The 19808-nt window shown below is 61.9% G+C and carries 19 protein-coding genes; 14 read left to right on the forward strand and 5 right to left on the reverse strand.

Annotation, left to right across the window (positions count from 1 at the left end):
* Positions 1 to 47: 47 nt before the first annotated feature.
* Positions 48 to 851, forward strand: a complete 804-nt coding sequence (locus tag E8E95_RS23040; RefSeq protein ID WP_280354164.1) for an MOSC domain-containing protein — start codon at positions 48 to 50, stop codon at positions 849 to 851.
* Between the two features lie 111 nt (positions 852 to 962).
* Here the strand turns inward: E8E95_RS23040 and E8E95_RS23045 are convergent, their stop codons facing one another.
* Positions 963 to 2897, reverse strand: a complete 1935-nt coding sequence (locus tag E8E95_RS23045; RefSeq protein WP_280354166.1) for a transglycosylase SLT domain-containing protein — start codon at positions 2895 to 2897, stop codon at positions 963 to 965.
* 185 nt (positions 2898 to 3082) lie between these two features.
* Here E8E95_RS23045 and E8E95_RS23050 point away from each other — a divergent pair, with 185 nt between their 5' ends.
* Together E8E95_RS23050 and E8E95_RS23055 are read left to right on the forward strand one after the other, a co-directional pair.
* Complete coding sequence (locus E8E95_RS23050; protein ID WP_280354167.1) at positions 3083 to 4996, forward strand: ATP-binding cassette domain-containing protein; 1914 nt, start codon at positions 3083 to 3085, stop codon at positions 4994 to 4996.
* 20 nt (positions 4997 to 5016) lie between these two features.
* Positions 5017 to 5703: a hypothetical protein gene (locus E8E95_RS23055; RefSeq protein ID WP_280354169.1), complete on the forward strand. Its 687-nt coding sequence runs from the start codon at positions 5017 to 5019 to the stop codon at positions 5701 to 5703.
* Between the two features lie 27 nt (positions 5704 to 5730).
* Here E8E95_RS23055 and E8E95_RS23060 read toward each other — a convergent pair whose 3' ends face one another.
* Positions 5731 to 6171, reverse strand: a complete 441-nt coding sequence (locus tag E8E95_RS23060; protein ID WP_077525355.1) for a universal stress protein — start codon at positions 6169 to 6171, stop codon at positions 5731 to 5733.
* An 86-nt stretch (positions 6172 to 6257) separates the two neighbouring features.
* Here E8E95_RS23060 and E8E95_RS23065 point away from each other — a divergent pair, with 86 nt between their 5' ends.
* Positions 6258 to 6692, forward strand: coding sequence for a hypothetical protein (locus E8E95_RS23065; protein WP_280354171.1), 435 nt, complete (start codon positions 6258 to 6260; stop codon positions 6690 to 6692).
* A gap of 41 nt (positions 6693 to 6733) precedes the next feature.
* Here the strand turns inward: E8E95_RS23065 and E8E95_RS23070 are convergent, their stop codons facing one another.
* Complete coding sequence (locus tag E8E95_RS23070; protein WP_280354173.1) at positions 6734 to 7540, reverse strand: hypothetical protein; 807 nt, start codon at positions 7538 to 7540, stop codon at positions 6734 to 6736.
* Positions 7541 to 8011: 471 nt separating this feature from the next.
* Here E8E95_RS23070 and fadB point away from each other — a divergent pair, with 471 nt between their 5' ends.
* From fadB to E8E95_RS23100, 6 genes are all read left to right on the forward strand, one after another.
* Positions 8012 to 10159 (forward strand): fatty acid oxidation complex subunit alpha FadB, encoded by a 2148-nt coding sequence (fadB, locus tag E8E95_RS23075; protein WP_280354175.1) that lies wholly within the window; start codon positions 8012 to 8014, stop codon positions 10157 to 10159.
* A gap of 19 nt (positions 10160 to 10178) precedes the next feature.
* Complete coding sequence (gene fadA, locus E8E95_RS23080) at positions 10179 to 11354, forward strand: acetyl-CoA C-acyltransferase FadA (RefSeq protein ID WP_179060014.1); 1176 nt, start codon at positions 10179 to 10181, stop codon at positions 11352 to 11354.
* 162 nt (positions 11355 to 11516) lie between these two features.
* Positions 11517 to 11753 carry a DUF1653 domain-containing protein gene (locus tag E8E95_RS23085; protein WP_280354178.1) on the forward strand — a complete coding sequence of 79 codons (237 nt, stop codon included), beginning with the start codon at positions 11517 to 11519 and terminating at the stop codon, positions 11751 to 11753.
* A gap of 116 nt (positions 11754 to 11869) precedes the next feature.
* Positions 11870 to 14476: a type I DNA topoisomerase gene (topA, locus tag E8E95_RS23090; RefSeq protein WP_280354180.1), complete on the forward strand. Its 2607-nt coding sequence runs from the start codon at positions 11870 to 11872 to the stop codon at positions 14474 to 14476.
* A 66-nt stretch (positions 14477 to 14542) separates the two neighbouring features.
* Positions 14543 to 15061 (forward strand): DUF6586 family protein, encoded by a 519-nt coding sequence (locus E8E95_RS23095; protein WP_280354181.1) that lies wholly within the window; start codon positions 14543 to 14545, stop codon positions 15059 to 15061.
* A 71-nt stretch (positions 15062 to 15132) separates the two neighbouring features.
* Positions 15133 to 15366 (forward strand): hypothetical protein, encoded by a 234-nt coding sequence (locus E8E95_RS23100; protein ID WP_077525348.1) that lies wholly within the window; start codon positions 15133 to 15135, stop codon positions 15364 to 15366.
* A gap of 81 nt (positions 15367 to 15447) precedes the next feature.
* On the opposite strand, the gene sulA is transcribed toward E8E95_RS23100, so the two are convergent.
* Both sulA and lexA read right to left on the reverse strand, forming a co-directional pair.
* The gene (gene sulA / locus E8E95_RS23105) at positions 15448 to 15921 is read right to left on the reverse strand and encodes an SOS-induced cell division inhibitor SulA (protein WP_077525347.1); all 474 of its coding nucleotides are present in this window, start codon (positions 15919 to 15921) and stop codon (positions 15448 to 15450) included.
* A gap of 10 nt (positions 15922 to 15931) precedes the next feature.
* Positions 15932 to 16543: a transcriptional repressor LexA gene (lexA, locus tag E8E95_RS23110; protein ID WP_077525346.1), complete on the reverse strand. Its 612-nt coding sequence runs from the start codon at positions 16541 to 16543 to the stop codon at positions 15932 to 15934.
* Positions 16544 to 16774: 231 nt separating this feature from the next.
* On the opposite strand from lexA, the gene E8E95_RS23115 reads away from it, so the two are divergent.
* Genes E8E95_RS23115 through E8E95_RS23130 form a run of 4 tightly spaced genes read left to right on the forward strand, consistent with a single transcriptional unit; the run spans position 16775 to position 19806 of the window.
* On the forward strand, positions 16775 to 17482 hold the full coding sequence (locus E8E95_RS23115; RefSeq protein WP_280354184.1) for a TetR/AcrR family transcriptional regulator: 708 nt from the start codon (positions 16775 to 16777) through the stop codon (positions 17480 to 17482).
* Positions 17483 to 17526: 44 nt separating this feature from the next.
* Entirely contained in the window at positions 17527 to 18051 is a 525-nt protein-coding gene (locus tag E8E95_RS23120; RefSeq protein WP_280354186.1) for a L,D-transpeptidase, read from the forward strand.
* Positions 18052 to 18060: 9 nt separating this feature from the next.
* Positions 18061 to 19059 carry a beta-N-acetylhexosaminidase gene (gene nagZ, locus E8E95_RS23125; protein ID WP_280354188.1) on the forward strand — a complete coding sequence of 333 codons (999 nt, stop codon included), beginning with the start codon at positions 18061 to 18063 and terminating at the stop codon, positions 19057 to 19059.
* Positions 19060 to 19068: 9 nt separating this feature from the next.
* Positions 19069 to 19806, forward strand: a complete 738-nt coding sequence (locus E8E95_RS23130) for an S-methyl-5'-thioinosine phosphorylase (protein WP_280354190.1) — start codon at positions 19069 to 19071, stop codon at positions 19804 to 19806.
* Positions 19807 to 19808: the final 2 nt, after the last annotated feature.

Consider the following 19808-nt stretch of genomic DNA (forward strand, 5'->3'; position numbering starts at 1 on the left):
CTGCGTATAACGGGCACTTCGCTCGAACGCCGATCAGGAAGCTGGCCATGTTGCGTCTCTCGTCCCTCTATCGTTTCCCCATGAAATCCGCCATTGGCGAACCCCTGCAACAAGCCCGGCTGGATGGCCTGGGCCTGGCAGGTGACCGGCGCTGGATGCTGGTGGATGCGGAAAACGGCCGATTCCTGACCCAGCGCGCCTTTTCCCAGATGTCCCAACTCTCGGCGCGCTGGAACGACGCCGGTGGTCTGACCTTGAGTGCCGCAGGCCTGCCCACCCTGGAGGTGTCGCTGCCGGAGCCCGACGCCAACCTGCGCGGCACCTTCGTCTGGGGCGCACCGATGCATGTGCCGGACGCCGGCGACGTGGCGGCGGAATGGCTCAGCGGTTTCCTCGGCAAGGCCTGCCGCCTGGTCCATGTGCCGGATCATCGTGCGCGGGACATTCCCGGCAGCTTGCTGCCGGAAGAGAAGGTGGGCTTTGCCGACGGTTATCCGCTGCTGCTGATCGGCCAGGCTTCGCTGGATGACCTCAGTAAGCGGGTAGGGCGGCCTCTGGAAATGCTGCGCTTCCGTCCGAACCTGGTGGTGGAGGGCAGTGAGGCTTATGCCGAGGACGGCTGGAAGCGCATCCGCATCGGCGGCATCGAGTTCAGCGTGGCCAAGGGCTGCAGCCGCTGCATCCTGACCACCATCGATCCGGCTACCGGCGAACGCAGCTCCGACCGCGAGCCGTTGACCACTCTCAAGACCTACCGCGAGCGGGAAGGCGAGGTTTACTTCGGACAGAACCTGATCAACCGCAGCGCAGGCGTGCTGGAAGTGGGGATGGAAGTCGAAGTGCTGGAGTAGCGGATCGGTGCAGGGTGTGTTGGTGGGCTGAAGCCCACCCTACGAGCTGACTTCAGACACCCTCCGCGACCATTATGAAAAAGGGCGCCAACGGGCGCCCTTTTCTGTTTCTTACTGATCGTCGAAATACCGCTCGTGCCAGTCCACAAGGGGCTGCGGGGCGTTCAGCTTGTGCCCGTAGATCACCGAGTAGGACAACACGTTCTGCACGTACTGGCGGGTTTCGTCGAAGGGAATGGATTCCACCCAGACATCGTAGGACAGGTGGTCAGCACCCTTCAGCCACTGGCGCACGCGACCCGGGCCCGCGTTGTAAGCGGCCGAAGCGAGCACGCGGTTGCCGTTGAACTGGCCGTGAACCTGGCTCAGGTAGGCGGCGCCGAGCTGGATGTTGACGTCGGGGTTGAACGCCTGCTTCGGAGAGCCCAGAGGAATGCCGAACTTGCGTGCGGTTTCCTTGGCCGTACCGGGCATCAACTGCATCAGGCCCATGGCGCCGACACCGGAGCGTGCGTCGGCCATGAAGGCGCTTTCCTGGCGAGTGATGGCGAACACCCAGCTGGAATGCAGGCCACGAATCTTCGCCTGCTGAGTGAGAGCCGAGCGGTGGGCCATCGGGAAACGGATATCCAGGTCATCCCAGTACTGCGCCTGGCTGATGGTGCGGATAGCCGGGAAGTACCATTGCAGGTCGTAGGCGATCTTGGCCTGGGCCACCATCTCATCGCGGTCGAACAGGCGGCTGACGTGGTACCACTCGCGGCGACCGTTGACGATCTCGCCGCGATCATGGAACTCCAGCGCACGGCGGATGCCGGCGGTGTTGCGCACCTTCTGCATGACCTTCGGATCAATGGCCAGAGGTTTGTTGTTCAACTGATAGGGCGCCTGGATACGGTCGGCGGCCATGAAGCCGTAGAAGTCGCGTTCGCGGGCCACCGGCTGGTACAGCGGAACCGGTTGCTGGCTCTGGGGCTGCGCCAGTTGCAGAGTGCGGGCCTGCCAATAGCGCCAGCGGTTGGTCTTGGCCAGGTCTTCGGGCATCTGCCGGGTCAGTTGGTAGGCGTCATCCCAGCGACCCAGGCGCAGTAGCAGGCGCGCGCGCCATTCGCTGACGGTGTTGTCACGCAGCTCGGGGTCGTACTGGGCCATGACCTTCAGGGCGCGTGAATCGAAACGCTTGGCCAGGGTCAGGCCGATTTCGCGGGCGATGGCGACCTTCTCGTCCTTGGAGAAAGGCAGGCGGGCCGTATAGACCTCCAGCAGGCTCAGCGCTTTCTCCGGGTCCTGGCGTGCCAGGCGGCGCAAGCCGAGGCCGGCCGCATCGGCGGTGTGGCGATCGGCGGGGACGAAGCGCCCGGTCTGGCTCAATATCTGCGGCTTCTGCGCCACTTCCACCATCAGTTTGCCCTGGGTGCCCAGGCGCGGCATGGTTTTCACCAGGTGGTTGGCCAGGCCGTAATTGCGCGCTTCAGCCGCCAGCTTGGCGCGCTTCCAGCGCAACTCCTCGGTCAGTTGTCCTTCGGCGCTCCACATGCCGAACAGCACATCACACGCCTCGGGTTGGGATTTGCCTACCAGCCAGAGCTTCTTGGCGGTGGCGTAGCCTTCCTTCTTCATGCCGTGCTTGAGCTGGTACTGGCCGAACAGGCAGTCCAATTCGGTGAAGTTGAGCTTGGGATCGTAGTAGTTGACGAAGGTCTGCCATTCGCCGCGCTCGGCCAGCCAGCGCAACCAGCGCAACTTCATCCAGCCAGCCTGGGGAAGGTCGCCGTGTTCGGCGAGGAATTTCTCGATTTCGTCGTTGCTTGCCCATTTCAGACGGGCGGTCAGCTCGTCATAGGCCAGGTACGGCTCCAGCGGGTAATCGCGCAGCGCATTGGCATAACGCTGGTAGGGGCCGGAATCGCCCTTGGCCAGGGCGCGCTTGGCCTCGTCGTACATCAGTCGTTGTTGTGTGAGGGAAGCCGAGGCGGCCTGAGCGCTTTGCAGGCCGACCGTAGACAGGAGCAAACAGGAAAACAGGCTGAGCAGACGACCGCGCATGACACTTCCGAGGCAGATATATCGTTATGAATGCCCCGTTTCGGGACATCGAATAGCGCCTAGCTTAGCTTCTGCGACGAGCCGGTTAAAGCATTGCGCCAGCAGGGGAAACCAGCGGTAAAAAATGCCCGAGAGACGGTGTGGCAAGTCGGGTAGAATGCGCGCCCTTATCCCGGAGGCCCCACATGACGCTGCTCAAGTTCACCGACGTATCTCTTGCCTACGGCGCCATGCCGCTGCTGGATCAGGTGTCCTGGCAGATCGCCCGTGGCGAGCGCGTGTGCATCATCGGCCGCAACGGCACCGGCAAGTCCAGCCTGCTGCGTCTGGTCAAGGGCGACCAGTTCGCCGATGACGGCGAAATCTGGCGTGCACCCGCATTGAAGATCGGCGAATTGCCCCAGGAACTGCCGCTTGCCGACGACCGCACCGTGTTCGACGTGGTCGCCGAAGGTCTGGCTGGCGTTGGTGCGCTGCTGGCTGAATATCATCACCTCAGCTTGCACATCCAGTCCGAGGCCGACCTGACCAAGCTGGCCCACGTCCAGCAGGAACTCGAGGCCCGCGACGGCTGGCGTTTGCAGCAGTTGGTGGACAGTACCCTGAGTCGCTTGCAGTTGCCGGCGGACAAGACCCTGGCCGAGCTTTCCGGTGGCTGGCGTCGCCGCGTATTGCTGGCCCAGGCGCTGGTGGCCGAGCCCGATCTGCTGCTGCTCGACGAGCCCACCAACCATCTTGATATCGGCGCGATTGCCTGGCTGGAAGAGGCTCTGCTGGGCTTCAACGGCGCGGTGCTGTTCATCACCCACGACCGTTCCTTCCTGCAGAACCTGGCCACGCGCATCCTCGAACTGGATCGCGGTCACCTGATTGACTGGAACGGTGATTACGCAAGCTTCCTGGTTCACAAGGAGCAGCAGCTGGCTGCGGAAGAAACCGCCAACGCGCTATTCGACAAGCGCCTGGCGCAGGAAGAGGTTTGGATTCGCCAGGGCATCAAGGCCCGTCGTACCCGTAACGAAGGCCGTGTCCGTGCGCTCAAGGCAATGCGTGTCGAGCGCGCCGAACGTCGCGAGCGCCAGGGCAAGGCCAGTTTCCAGCTGGAATCGGCTGAAAAATCCGGCAAGCAGGTGATCGTGGCCGAGAACGTTGGTTTCGCCCATCCGGGTGGCGACGCGCTGATCCACGATTTCAACCTGGTGCTGCAGCGCTCCGACCGGATCGGCCTGTTGGGTGCCAACGGGACCGGCAAGACCACCCTGCTCAAACTGCTGCTCGGCGACTTGCAACCCACCAGTGGCAGCATCGAGGCCGGCACTCGCCTCGAAGTGGCGTATTTCGACCAGCTGCGTCACCAGCTCGATCTGGAAAAGACTGTTATCGACAACCTCGCCGAAGGTCGCGATTTCATCACCATCGACGGCCAGAACCGTCACGTGCTGAGCTATCTCGGTGACTTCCTGTTCAGTCCGCAGCGTGCTCGCACTCCAGTGAAGGCGCTATCCGGAGGAGAACGGGCACGCCTGTTGCTGGCGAAGCTGTTCAGCAAGCCGGCCAACCTGTTGGTGCTGGACGAACCGACCAACGACCTGGACGTGGAAACCCTGGAGCTGCTTGAAGAGGTGCTGCTGAGCTTCCCTGGCACCGTGCTGATGGTCAGTCACGATCGGGCATTCCTCGACAACGTGGTCACCAGCACCCTGGTGTTCGAAGGTAATGGCCGCGTGCGCGAGTACGTCGGCGGTTATCAGGACTGGCTGCGCCAGGGTGGTTCGCCGCGCCTGCTGGGCGTTGGCGAAGGTCGCGAGGCCAAGGCCGAGACACCCAAGGCTGCCGAGCCTGCGCCGGTGGCCAAGGCGGCGGTAGCCGAAGCTCCGAAACAGAAGCTGAGCTATAAGCTTCAGCGCGAACTGGAAGCGATTCCGGGGCAGATCGAAGCCCTGGAGGCCGAGCAGGCGAAGTTGCAGGAAGAGATTTCCGACCCGGCCTTCTATCAGCGCCCGCCGGAGCAGACTCGCGTGGTGCTGGAACGGCTGGATGGCTTGCAGAAGGAACTGGACCGCCTGATCGAACGCTGGGCGGAACTGGAAGACAGTTGAGGAAGTGAGCCGGAGAGCCCATGGCCATCGAATACCGCATCAGCCTGGATGACGTGCATGAGTTCAGCTATCGCATCGAGCTGGATCGTGAGTACGACCAGGAGCTCGCTACTGGCGCGCCGAAGTGGACGCGTCTGGAACACCAACAGTGCAGCAACTGCCCGCTACGCCGGGAGACCCACAGTCATTGCCCGGCTGCGGTGGACCTGCACCGGGTGATCGAGGACTTCCAGGGATTGCCGGCCTTCAAGAAGGTGCAGGTCTGGGTGCGTACGCCGGATCGTGAATACGCCAAGGTTGTCGGGTTGGAGGAGGGGCTGCGCGCCCTGCTGGGGGTCATCATGGCTACCAGCGCCTGCCCGGTCCTGGGCAAGCTCAAGCCGATGGCGCAGCAGCACCTGCCATTCGCCAGCAATCAGGAGTTCATCCTGCGGGCGGTTTCGCTTTACCTCGCGCGGCAGTATTTCAACCTTCGGGAAGGGCGTCATGCGGACTGGGAACTGAAGGGGCTGGTGCGGCTGTTCCAGCAATTGCAGTTGGTGAACCAGGCCTTCTGGCAGCGTATCCACGATACCTGCGAAGGGGACTCCAACCTCAAGGCTTTCCTGACCTTCTTCTCCATGGCATCCAGCATGACCTATTCGCTGGAAACCCAGTTGCAGAAGATTCGACCGCTGGTGATGAGCGCGGGCGAAGGCTTCGACTGAAGCCTCCGCCCGCGGAGTCGCGTCGGTTTATTCAGGTTTCTTCAGGCGGACCGCGAGCACGTCACAGGGCGCGCCGTGGAGCACGTCGTTGGCGGTGGAGCCGAGCAGCAGGGCAAGGCCGTGACGGCCGTGGCTGCCGACAACGATCAGGTCGCAGCCCTGTTCCTCTGCAAGGCGGTGAATTTCCTGACGAGGCTGGCCGTACGCCAGGTGGCGCTGGTCAGCGCTCAGTTCGGAGTAGATGCCGGCGAAGCCCTGCAGGCGCTCCCGGGCCTGTTCGAACTGCTGCTGCTGGAGCATGGACAGGTCCATGGGTACGTCACCGCCGAAGGCCATGGCCATCGGTTCGACGATATGCACCAGCGACAGCTTGGCATTGCTGGCCTGGGCCAGCGCCTGGGCACGACGCACCACAGGATGGCATTCATCGGTCAGGTCTACGGCGACCAGAATGTGCTGGTAGGTCATGGGTGACTCCTCCTTAAGGTTGCGCATGATCACAAGTATGGCTTTCCGAAACGTTTAACACAGGCTTTTGCGCGGAGATAACCGTTATGACCCTCTGGATCGTCCTGTTGCTGCTTCTGGCGATGCTCAGTCCATTGGTCTGGCTGGTGCCGTCCAAGGGGCAGCGAGGTCGAATGGAGCTGCGACTGCAAGCGCGGCGAATGGGATTGGCCATGCAGCTGTCGCGCCAGGACTGGCCGCACTGGCTGGTCCAGGAGCCTCCCCATTCCTGCGCGCAGTACCATCGGCCGCGCGTGCGCGGGCGCGAGGCCTGGTGCTATTGGCAGAACGAGCCAGGCAGCTGGCTGAACCAGTGGCGCGAGCCCTGCGAGGATGCAGCGGTGCTGGCGCATCTGGCTGGCTTGCCGAAGGATGTCTACAAGGTCGAAGCGAGCTCGCAGATGATTGCCCTCTACTGGGGGGAGCGGGGGACCGCGGAGGACCTGCAGCGCATTGCCGACACGCTGAAGGCGCTGGCCTGAGGGGAGGGCGCGACGGTGATTGCCATCGCGCCGGTTGCTGTCTAGCTCTGGGCGGCGGAGTAGCGTGCGGAGACGTCTTCGAGACCGTCGATGATGCGGTCCGAGTACTTGTTGATGAGGAACGGCACGCTGTTTTCGTTGTAGTTCTTCAGCGATTTTTCGATGTAACGCCATTTGGTGCTGATGCCATCCAGCGCCTGGCGAATCTCCGGCGTGTTTTGCGGGGCCTGTTCCAGGTTGGTCAACTGGTTGGCGAACTGGCCGGCCAGCTCATCAATGCCCTTGCCGCCGTTGCTGCCAATGAAACTGCCACCAATGGATGCGCTGCGAGAGGCGTAGTCCACCGCGATGGTTTGCATCAGCAGGCTCTGGTCGCGGCTGCGTTGGGTCAGGGACGGAACCTGGGTCGAACCTTCCTGCTGGATCCTGGCGTAGAGCTCGTTGGAGAGGTCCATCAGGCGCTTGTTGCGCGCGGTCAGGTCAGCCACCGGTTGCAGGTCGGTATAGCCTTGTTGCTTGAGTGAGGTGACCAGACCGGTCAGCTCGCTGTTGTAGTGCTGCCATTCCTGGGTCAACTGGGCGTGCAGGGCTTTCGACGCTTCCCCGGGCATTTCGCCCAATTCCTTCAGGCGCGCATCCGCCTTCTGCACCGACTCGTCGATCAGGCGCGCGTAGCGCTGATCGCCTTCCATGCCGTTGTACATATAGAAGTCGCCAAGGCTGCGCTGGGCGGCGAGGCGCATCTGATGGAGCTTGAGCAGGCTGTCAGCCGAGGAAGCCTGAGCAGAGGCGAAAGCGGGAAGGGTGAGCAGGGTACCCAGAAGAATGGCAAGCAGGCGGCTCGTCATTGGTACGACTCCGTGGGCCATTGGCCTTGATTGTTGTTGTTTTGTTCGAATCCTGGCGGATCGAGTGGCACGAATGTACCCGTGGAACAGGCAATTTGCCAGCGGCCTACCGGCGGCTCTTCCGCCAATGCGCGGTGAGCGTGATGAGATGCAATCAAATTTGTGAATTTGTCTCGACCGTGGAGCCCGAGTTGCGGCGAGGCTGGTGGCAGAGCCGTTTTATCGTGGCCGACCGGTCACGCTGCGCGATTGACAAGCGCTGACTTTTCCCTGAATCTGCGCTCACCCAAATCAAACGGGCGTATGAATCAAGCGTTTGTCTTGTATGACGTTTCTAGCCATACAGCCCGAATATCGCATCGGTGGGTGTGCCGGATCGATCGGGACTATGCTCCGGCAGCGCCGGGAAGCGAGTCCGCCGGTTGGCTCCGATGCGTACAGTCCAGTTTCCCAAACCGTGGAGATCAGTTGATGATTTACGAAGGTAAAGCCATCACGGTTAAGGCTCTTGAGGGCGGTATCGTCGAACTGAAATTCGACCTCAAGGGTGAGTCCGTCAACAAGTTCAACCGCCTCACCCTGAATGAACTGCGGGATGCAGTTGCAGCCATCAAGGCCGACGCTTCGGTCAAAGGCGTTATCGTCAGCAGCGGCAAGGACGTGTTCATCGTCGGCGCCGATATCACCGAATTCGTCGAAAACTTCCAGCTGCCTGATGAAGAGCTGGTGGCCGGCAACCTCGAAGCCAACAAGATCTTCAGCGCCTTCGAAGACCTCGAAGTTCCCACCGTTGCCGCAATCAACGGCATCGCCCTGGGTGGCGGCCTGGAAATGTGCCTGGCGGCCGACTATCGCGTGATGAGCGCCACCGCCAAGATCGGCCTGCCGGAAGTCAAGCTGGGTATCTACCCGGGCTTCGGCGGCACCGTGCGCCTGCCGCGCCTCATCGGTACCGACAACGCCATCGAGTGGATCGCCTCCGGTAAGGAGAACCGTGCCGAGGACGCCCTGAAAGTCGGCGCCGTCGATGCCGTTGTCGCTCCCGCCCTGCTGCAGGCCGGCGCCCTGGACCTGGTCAAGCGTGCCATTTCCGGCGAGCTGGACTTCAAGGCCAAGCGTCAGCCCAAGCTGGAGAAGCTGAAGCTCAATGCCATCGAGCAGATGATGGCCTTCGAAACCGCCAAGGGCTTCGTTGCTGGCCAGGCCGGCCCGAACTACCCGGCTCCGGTCGAAGCCATCAAGACCATCCAGAAGGCCGCGAACTTCGGTCGTGACAAGGCTCTGGAAGTGGAAGCTGCCGGTTTCGTGAAGCTGGCCAAGACTTCGGTCGCCACCAGCCTGATCGGCCTGTTCCTGAACGATCAGGAGCTGAAGAAAAAGGGCAAGCTGTACGACGAAGCTGCCAAGGACGTGAAACTGGCTGCCGTTCTGGGCGCCGGTATCATGGGTGGCGGCATCGCCTACCAGTCCGCCTCCAAAGGCACTCCGATCCTGATGAAGGATATCCGCGAAGAGGGTATCCAGATGGGTCTGAACGAAGCTTCCAAGCTGCTCGGCAAGCGCGTCGAGAAAGGCCGTATGAAGCCCGAGAAGATGGCTGAAGCGCTGAACGCGATTCGCCCGACCATGTCCTATGGCGATTTCGGCAACGTCGACATCGTTGTTGAAGCCGTGGTTGAGAACCCGAAGGTCAAGCACGCCGTGCTGGCGGAGGTGGAAGGCCATGTTCGCGAAGACGCCATCATCGCTTCCAACACCTCCACCATCTCCATCAGCTACCTGGCCCAAGCCCTGAAGCGTCCGGAGAACTTTGTCGGCATGCACTTCTTCAACCCCGTGCACATGATGCCGCTGGTTGAAGTGATCCGTGGCGAGAAGTCCAGCGAAGTGGCAGTCGCCACCACCGTTGCCTACGCCAAGAAAATGGGCAAGAACCCGATCGTGGTCAACGACTGCCCCGGCTTCCTGGTCAACCGCGTGCTGTTCCCGTACTTCGGCGGTTTCGCCAAGCTGCTGGAATTCGGCGTCGACTTCGTTCGCATCGACAAGATCATGGAGAAGTTCGGCTGGCCCATGGGCCCGGCGTACCTGTCCGACGTAGTCGGCATCGACACTGGCCACCACGGCCGCGATGTAATGGCCGAAGGCTTCCCGGATCGCATGGCTGTGGAAGGCAAGACCGCCGTTGACGTCATGTACGACGCCAACCGCCTGGGTCAGAAGAACGGCAAAGGCTTCTACGCCTACGAAACCGATAAGCGCGGCAAGCCGAAGAAGGTCACTGACCCGGTTGCCTACGAAGTGCTGAAGTCGATCGTCAAGGAGCAGCGTGAGCTGACCGACGAGGACATCATCAACTTCATGATGATCCCGCTGTGCCTGGAAACCGTGCGCTGCCTGGAAGACGGCATCGTATCGACCGCTGCCGAGGCTGATATGGGCCTGATCTACGGCATCGGCTTCCCGCCCTTCCGTGGTGGTGCGCTGCGCTACATCGACAGCATCGGTGTGGCCGAGTTCGTGGCCCTGGCCGACAAGTACGCCGACCTGGGCGCGCTGTACCACCCGACCGCCAAGCTTCGCGAAATGGCCAAGAACGGCCAGAAGTTTTTCGGCTAATTGAGCGAGAGTGAAGAATATGAGCCTGAATCCTAGAGATGCAGTCATTGTCGACTTCGGCCGCACCCCGATGGGTCGCTCCAAGGGTGGCATGCACCGCAATACCCGCGCCGAGGACATGTCGGCGCACCTGATCAGCAAGCTGCTGGAGCGCAACACCAAGGTCGATCCGGCGGAAGTCGAGGATGTGATCTGGGGCTGCGTGAACCAGACCCTGGAGCAGGGCTGGAACATCGCACGCATGGCGTCGCTGATGACCCAGATCCCTCACACCAGCGCTGGCCAGACCGTCAGCCGCCTGTGCGGTTCCTCCATGAGCGCCCTGCACACCGCCGTGCAGGCCATCCAGACCGGTAACGGCGACGTGTTCGTGGTCGGTGGCGTGGAGCACATGGGCCACGTCGGCATGATGCACGGCGTCGATCCGAACCCGCACATGTCCCTGTACGCTGCCAAGGCCTCGGGCATGATGGGCCTGACCGCTGAAATGCTCGGCAAGATGCACGGTATCAGCCGCGAAGCCCAGGATCAGTTCGGTGTGCGTTCGCACCAGCTGGCCCACAAGGCCACCGTCGAAGGCAAGTTCAAGGATGAAATCATCCCGATGCAGGGCTACGACGAGAACGGCTTCCTGAAGGTGTTCGACTACGACGAAACCATTCGTCCGGAGACCACCCTGGAAAGCCTGGCCAGCCTGAAGCCGGCGTTCAACCCGAAAGGCGGCACCGTGACTGCGGGTACTTCCTCGCAGATCACCGACGGCGCTTCCTGCATGATCGTGATGAGCGCCCAGCGTGCCCAGGACCTGGGTATCCAGCCGATGGCCGTCGTTCGCGCCATGGCGGTTGCCGGCGTTGACCCGGCGATCATGGGTTACGGCCCTGTGCCGTCCACCCAGAAAGCGCTGAAACGCGCAGGCCTGACCATGGACGACATCGACTTCGTCGAGCTCAACGAAGCCTTCGCCGCCCAGGCCCTGCCGGTGCTGAAGGACCTCAAGCTCCTCGACAAGATGGAGCAGAAGGTCAACCTGCACGGCGGCGCCATCGCCCTGGGTCACCCGTTCGGCTGCTCCGGTGCCCGTATCTCCGGCACCCTGCTGAACGTGATGAAACAGAACGGCGGTAATCTGGGCGTGTCCACCATGTGCGTGGGTCTCGGCCAGGGCATCACCACCATCTTCGAGCGCGTCTGAGCGCACGCAAGATGAGAAAACCGGGGCCTAGTGCCCCGGTTTTTGCTTTTATGTGGAGATACTTCTCAGGAATTTTCATGCAAGGGCTGGTTTCGAGTCGCATCACGCGGCACCATGCGCAACCTTTGCGGGATAGCCTGCATTTATCACTGTGAGGCAATCATGAGCCTGCAACCGGGTCTCTATCGTCACTACAAGGGTCAGCAGTACCGTGTCGTCGGTGTTGCGCGACATTCCGAGACGGAGGAGGAACTGGTGGTGTACCAGGCCCTCTACGGCGAATTCGGCCTTTGGGTGCGGCCGCTCAGCATGTTCACCGAAACGGTCCAGGTGGATGGCGAGCAGATTGCGCGCTTCGCCTTGGTGAGTGCAGAGCCGAATCCCTATCCTCAGCCCTGACGGGCATCGAGGCAGCCGGGGCGCGCTTGACCGCGTCGCGCTGGCCACTATATATAGCGGTGCCGCGACGGGCGGCACCCGCCTTTTACATTCTTCAATCAGGAACACACCGATCCATGGGCAAATCGCTGGTCATCGTGGAATCCCCGGCCAAGGCCAAGACCATCAACAAGTACCTGGGCAACCAGTACGTGGTGAAGTCGAGCATCGGCCACATCCGTGACCTCCCCACCAGCGGTTCGGCCAGTACCGCCAAGGAGCCGGCCAAGCGTGGCAAGACTGCTGGTGAAGCGCCGGCTCTGTCCCCCAAGGAGAAGGCCAAGCGTCAGTTGGTTGCACGCATGGGTGTGGACCCTGAGCACGGCTGGAAGGCCAAGTACGAGATCCTGCCCGGCAAGGAAAAGGTGATCGACGAGCTGCGCCGCCTGGCCAAGGATGCCGACACCATCTATCTCGCAACCGACTTGGACCGCGAAGGGGAGGCCATTGCCTGGCACCTGCGGGAATCCATCGGCGGCGATGACAGCCGCTACAAGCGCGTGGTGTTCAACGAAATCACCAAGAAGGCCATTCAGGAGGCCTTCTCCCAGCCCGGCGACCTCGACATCAACCGTGTCAATGCTCAGCAGGCGCGCCGCTTCCTCGACCGCGTCGTGGGCTACATGGTTTCGCCGCTGCTCTGGCAGAAGATCGCCCGCGGCCTGTCGGCCGGTCGTGTGCAGTCGGTAGCGGTGAAGCTGGTTGTGGAGCGCGAGCGCGAAATTCGCGCATTCGTTCCGGAAGAATACTGGGAAGTTCATGCCGACCTCGGCACCGCCAAGGGCGCCAAGGTGCGTTTCGAAGTGGCGCGCGAGAACGGCGAGGCCTTCAAGCCGCTGAACGAAGCCCAGGCCATGGCGGCGCTGGAGAAGCTCAAGGCTTCCAGCTACACCGTGGCCAAGCGCGAGGACAAGCCGACCTCCAGTCGCCCGTCCGCGCCCTTCATTACCTCCACCCTGCAGCAGGCTGCGAGCAATCGCCTGGGCTTCGGGGTGAAGAAGACCATGATGATGGCCCAGCGTCTCTACGAGGCCGGCTACATCACTTATATGCGTACCGACTCGACCAACCTCTCGGCCGACGCCATCACCATGGTGCGTGGCTTCATCGAGGGTGAGTTCGGCGAGAAGTACCTGCCGTCCAAGCCGAACGTCTATTCCAGCAAGGAAGGCGCCCAGGAGGCGCACGAGGCCATTCGCCCGTCCGACGTCAATCTGCGTCCCACCCAGCTGTCTGGCATGGAGCGTGATGCCGAGCGCCTGTACGACCTGATCTGGCGCCAGTTTGTGGCTTGCCAGATGCCGCCGGCTGAGTACCTGTCCACCAGCGTCAGCGTCGCTGCCAGCAAGTTCGAGCTGCGCGCCAAGGGCCGTATTCTCAAGTTCGATGGTTACACTCGCGTTCTGCCGCAGCAGAGCAAGCCCGGTGAGGACGACGTGCTGCCGGAAATGAACGAGGGCGAACTGCTCAAGTTGCTCAATCTCGAGCCCAGCCAGCACTTCACCAAGCCGCCGGCGCGTTACTCCGAGGCCAGCCTGGTCAAGGAGCTGGAAAAGCGTGGCATTGGCCGCCCGTCCACTTACGCGGCGATCATCTCCACCATTCAGGAACGTGGCTACGTCACGGTGCACAACCGTCGTTTCTACGCGGAGAAGATGGGCGACATCGTTACCGAGCGCCTGAATGAAAGCTTCGCCAACCTGATGGACTATGGCTTCACTGCCGGCATGGAGGAGCACCTGGACGACGTCGCCCAGGGCGAGCGCGACTGGAAGCACCTGCTGGACGAATTCTACGGTGACTTCAGGAAGAAGCTGGAACTGGCCGAAGGCGCCGACAAGGGTATGCGTGCCAATCAGCCAACGCTGACTGACATTCCCTGCCGCGAGTGCAGTCGCCCGATGATGATCCGTACCGCCTCGACCGGCGTGTTCCTCGGTTGCTCGGGCTACAGCCTGCCGCCGAAAGAGCGCTGCAAGGCCACCATCAATCTGGTCCCGGGCGACGAAATCGCCGCGGACGACGAAGGTGAGTCGGAATCCCGTGTATTGCGCGGCAAGCATCGCTGCCCGATCTGCGCGACTGCGATGGATGCCTACCTGCTGGATGAAACCCGCAAACTGCACATCTGCGGCAACAACCCGGATTGCTCCGGTTACGAGATCGAGCAGGGCCAGTACCGCATCAAGGGCTACGAAGGTCCGAGCCTGGAGTGCGATAAGTGCGGTAGTGAGATGCAGCTCAAGACGGGCCGGTTCGGCAAGTTCTTCGGTTGCACCAACGCCAGCTGCAAGAACACCCGCAAGTTGCTGAAAAGCGGCGAAGCCGCTCCGCCGAAGATCGATCCGATCCGCATGCCCGAGCTGAAGTGCGAGAAGGTCGACGACATCTATGTGCTGCGTGATGGCGCTTCCGGGCTGTTCCTGGCGGCCAGCCAGTTCCCGAAGAATCGCGAAACCCGTGCACCCTTGGTGCAGGAGCTGATTCCGCACAAGGACGAGCTGGATGCCAAGTACCACTACCTGCTGGATGCGCCGAAGAAAGACCCGGAAGGACGCCCGGCGGTGATCCGCTTCAGTCGCAAGACCAAGGAGCAATATGTGCAGACCGAGGTCGAAGGTAAGCCCACCGGCTGGCGCGCTTTCTTCGATGGCGGCAAGTGGAAGGTCGAGGACAAGCGCTGACCGACCGTAGCGTGCCCGGTTCCGGGCGCGCTTATACTGCCCGGGTCACCTGTGGAGGGCGCCGTCATGGCCCATGAGCTTTACACCCGCACCAACCAGAAGATCTTCTTCGCTGGCCTGTCCCTGGAGTCATGGGGCAAGGTGGAAGAAAGCAGGGCGATGAATGCCCAGGCATTGGTGCAGTCCCAGCGCGAGGCGGTGTTGTTCCATCTCTATGGCGCGCTGCTCGGCCTGTGTCATGAAATCGCCGGCTACTACCGTCTTCCCGAGGCCGGCGCGCCGCGCGTCGAGTTGCTGCTGACGCCGGAAGTACTGGCTGCCGCACCCAGCCCCGAGTTGGCTGAGTTGGTGGAGTTGGCCCAGCAACGTGAAACATGGCTGGCTGAACTGCTTGCGGCCTATCGCGCATTGTTCCAGCCGCCGCAGGCGCCGAAGCAGGCCAAGATCGACCCGACTCTACCGTTGATCACCGCAGTCAGCGTAGATGAGGAAGAGATGCCACTGTCGCGCGAAGTGTTGGAATCGTGGCGGCAGAATCTGAAATCGCTGGCATTGCGCTTCCGAGAAACACTGAGCGAGTGCTGATTTGATCGACGGGCTAGGGCGTGCTGGCGGCTGGCTGCTACAATGGCCGCCTTTCGTGGAGATTTAAAATTATGCCTACGTCCTTTCTGGAAATAGTCGAACTGCCTGATGGTCGCATCATTCTGCGCCGGGCTGAGGACGAGGAGGCGTTGGTGACGCTGGACTTCTCCGCCGATGCCAAGGCTTTCCTTCAGGGGCATCACCTGGAAGTCGCCAAGGCCATGCTGAATGTGGGTGTTCAGATGGCGGGTCGACTGGCTGAAGGTGAGATGGACCATCAGGATGGTCCGCGCGTCCTGCACTGATCTCTGGAGCCAGATCTTCCACTGATCCGGTTACCGTCTTGTGTCAGATGGGCGCAGCAATCGCCAGGCGCCCGTAACTTTTTAGCCAAGAAGAATGTTCAGGCTTTGCGCGTCGCCCTGGCGTGCTGCCTGGGCCAGTTGGCGTTTGGCTCGTTGCCCCAATTGAAGCCAGCTCACAACGGTATGGCTGCGGCCCAGACGCAGGGCTTCGCAAGCCAGTTCGAGAGCGCTTTGTTCTCCCCGTGGTTGAAGAATCAGAATGCGTTCGCGGTTGAGGCCGGACTCGCGCAGCCAGTCGCGGGACAGGCCCGCGGGTGCGCCGATCAATGTCAGCCAGCGCGCGTCTTTCTCTTCGCTCAGTTCCCGCAATATCGAGGCGAGCAGGCTGCGGCAATGCCCGGCTGCACCGCGTAGCGACAGTTCGCTGAACGCTTCGGGTTCTTCCTTGCTGGGTTCTTCGACCACATCGGTCAGCAACGGCGCCACGGGATTTGCCAGGATGGCGTCGTGGAACAGGGGGAGTTGCGACCGACCAAGCGACTGCGGGAACTGCATAACGCCTCCTTTAGCGGCGGATCACGCCGACACTCAAACCTTCGATCACCAGATCCTGTTCATCCAGGTTGACTTCGATTGGGGCGAACTCCGGGTTCTCGGCAATTAGCCAGACCCTGTCGCCTTCACGCTTGAAACGTTTGACCGTGACTTCTTCGCCCAACCTGGCCACGACCACCTGACCGTTGCGGACCTCACGAGTGCTATGGACGGCGAGCAGGTCTCCGTCATAGATGCCGATGTCTTTCATCGACATGCCGCGAACACGCAGCAGGTAGTCGGCGCGGGGATGGAAGAAATCGGGATTGATGCGGCAAGATTCCTCGATGTTCTGCTGTGCGAGGATCGGCGCGCCTGCAGCGACCCGGCCAATTACCGGCAGGCCGTCTTCTTCGCTGTTGCCGGGTTCGAAGCCGGGGATGCGAATGCCTCGGGAAGCGCCCGGCGTCATCTCAATCGCACCTTTGCGTGCCAGTGCCTTGAGGTGCTCTTCAGCGGCGTTGGGTGACTTGAAGCCAAGTTCCTGGGCGATCTCGGCGCGGGTAGGCGGGAAGCCATTGTCTTCAAGGCAGCGCTTGATGAATGCGAGAATCTCGGCTTGGCGGGGCGTCAGTTTCAGCATGGAGGCGCTCTGTTTTTTTATACAGTTGCTGGGATTATATACAGTGATTCGCCCTTGGCAACGCTTCTTTTTTGGGAGAGGGCAGAAGGAGGGCGCGGAAAGAGCGAGAAAGCTTCATCGCGTGACTGCGCGGCGAGAATGACCGTTGCGTCAGATAGTGGTGAAGGCGGCTTGACAAGCTGACCGGCTGAAACGTATGTTTCAAACAAGTGTTTGTCAGGCGGAGGAGCCATGGCCCAGTCGGAAACCGTAGAACGCATTCTGGATGCTGCGGAACAGCTGTTCGCGGAGAAGGGCTTCGCCGAGACTTCGTTGCGCCTTATCACCAGCAAAGCTGGGGTCAATCTGGCAGCGGTGAACTATCACTTCGGCTCGAAGAAAGCGCTGATCCAGGCGGTCTTCTCGCGCTTTCTTGGTCCATTCTGCCAGAGTCTGGAGCGTGAACTGGATCGCCGCCAGGCCAAGGCCGAAAGCAAGGCAAGCCTCGAAGAGCTATTGGAAATGCTCGTTGAGCAGGCTCTTGCGGTAAAACCTCGCAGCGGCAACGACCTTTCTATCTTCATGCGTCTACTCGGGCTCGCATTCAGTCAGAGCCAGGGGCACTTGCGCAAGTATCTGGAAGAGGTTTATGGAAAGGTCTTCCGTCGATACATGCTGCTGGTGAACGAATCCGCACCAAGGGTGCCACCGCTGGAACTGTTCTGGCGGGTGCACTTCATGCTCGGCGCCGCAGCGTTCAGCATGTCCGGGATCAAGGCGTTGCGTGCGATGGCGGAGAACGACTTCGGCGTGAACACCTCGATCGAGCAGGTCATGCGCCTGATGGTGCCATTCCTGGCAGCCGGCATGCGTGCCGAGACTGGCGTGACCGATGAGGTACTGGCGAGCGCCATGCTGAAGCCGCGCAACAAGGCCGCGGCGTCTCCCGCCAAGGCTTAATCCCCTATGGGCGCGAGCGGGCTGATCAGCTAAGCTTGCGGCCCATGCAAAACCTCGATCTTCTGCATATCTCCATCGCTGACCAACAGCTCTACGGCTTTGCCGAGGGGCAGTTGGTGCTGCGCATGTCTGTCTCCACCGCGCTCAACGGTGCAGGTGAAACCAACGGCTCCAATTGCACGCCCCGTGGCTTGCACCAGGTTCGCGCGAAGATTGGCGCCGCCTTGCCCCAGGGGGCGGTGCTGCGTGGTCGACGCTGGACGGGTGAGGTCTGGAACGCCGAGCTGCACGAGCGCTTTCCGGGACGGGACTGGATCCTGAGCCGCATCCTCTGGCTCAGCGGACGAGAGCCCGGCCGCAATCGCCTCGGCAGCGTGGACAGCTTCCGCCGCTATATCTACCTGCACGGTACGCCCGACACCGAGCCCATGGGCGTTCCCCGTTCTCACGGGTGCATTCGTCTGCGCAATACGGATGTGCTGGAACTCTTCGATCGAGTACCCGTCCACTGTGCGGTACGCATTGACGAAGCGCCCTGCCCGGATTGGGCGGCGACGCAACTCTCTTAAGGATTTTTAATGCAAGGTTCCCTGATGCTGGATATCGGCGGCACCTGGCTGACCGCTGAGGATCGGCAGATCCTTCGTCAGCCGGAAGTTGCCGGCCTGATCATCTTTGCCCGCAACATCGAAAGCCCGCGCCAGGTGCGTGAGCTTTGTGCGTCCATTCGTGCCGTTCGTCCGGACCTGATCCTGGCTGTCGATCAGGAAGGCGGCCGCGTACAACGCCTGCGACAGGGTTTCCTGCGCCTTCCCGCGATGCGGGCATTGGCCGACAACGATAACGCCGAGCAGTTGGCCGAGCAGTGCGGCTGGTTGATGGCGACCGAAGTGCTGGCAGTAGGGCTGGATATCAGCTTTGCCCCCGTCCTCGATCTCGACCACCAGCGCAGTGCCGTGGTGGGCAGTCGCGCGTTCGAAGGTGATCCCCAGCGCGCCGCTCGATTGGCGGGGGCGTTCATTCGTGGACTGCGCCAGGCCGGCATGGCTGCTACTGGCAAGCATTTTCCGGGGCATGGCTGGGCCGAGGCCGACTCCCATGTTGCGATTCCTACCGACGAGCGCAGTCTGGAGCAGATTCGCACGAGCGATCTGATTCCCTTCGCAAGCCTGGCAGCCGAACTGGACGGCGTGATGCCGGCCCATGTCATCTACCCGCAGGTGGATAGCCAGCCGGCCGGTTTCTCTCGGCGCTGGTTGCAGGACATTCTGCGTGGCGAACTGAAATTCTCCGGCGTCATCTTCAGCGATGACCTGTCCATGGCCGGTGCTCATGTGGTGGGCGATGCCGCCGAGCGTATCGAAGCTGCGCTGACGGCTGGTTGCGACATGGGGTTGGTGTGCAATGACCGCGCCGCTGCCGAGCTGGCCCTGGAGCGCTTGCAGCGCCTGGGCGCAACTCCGCCCGCCAGCCTCGCGCGCATGCGCCGCCGCGCGTTCCCCGGTACCGAATACCGCCAGGACCCCCGCTGGTTGCAGGCGACTGCAGCCTTGCGTGAAGCCCAATTGATCGATTGAGGAACCGACATGACCGTCTACGCCATCATCGGTGGTACAGGCCTGACCCAGCTCGAGGGCCTGAGCATGAAAGCGCTGCTTCACCCTGATACGCCTTACGGCTCGCCTTCGGCCGGTATCGTTCATGGTGAGTACGCTGGGCACGATGTGTTGTTCCTGGCGCGCCATGGCCATCCGCATCGCATTCCTCCGCATCAGGTGAACTACCGGGCCAACCTCTGGGCCCTCAAACATTCCGGCGCCGAGGCGGTGATCGCGGTGAACGCGGTGGGTGGCATTCACCCTGCCATGGGCAGCGGACATCTGGTGGTGCCGCATCAGGTGATCGATTACACCCAGGGCCGCATTGGCACTTTCTTCGAGGGCGACCTGGACCACGTCACCCACATCGATTTCAGCCACCCGTACGACGAAGCGCTGCGTGGCCAGCTGCTTGCCGCCCTGAATGCCTGCGACTACCCGCACAGCGACTTCGGTGTATACGGCTGCACCCAGGGGCCACGCCTGGAAACCGTTGCCGAAATCAACCGTCTCGAACGCGATGGCTGCGACATCGTCGGCATGACCGGCATGCCTGAAGCGGCGCTCGCTCGCGAGTTGAACCTGCCTTATGCGTGCCTGTCGCTGGTGGTCAATCCAGCCGCCGGAAAATCCGACGGCATCATTACCATGGCCGAGATCGAAGCGGCGCTGGCCGAAGGTATCGGCAAGGTCCGCAGTGTCCTGGCCCACGTGCTGAAAGCCTGACG

The sequence above is a fragment of the Pseudomonas sp. BN414 genome, from assembly GCF_029871275.1.
Taxonomy (GTDB): Bacteria; Pseudomonadota; Gammaproteobacteria; order Pseudomonadales; family Pseudomonadaceae; genus Metapseudomonas; species Metapseudomonas resinovorans_C.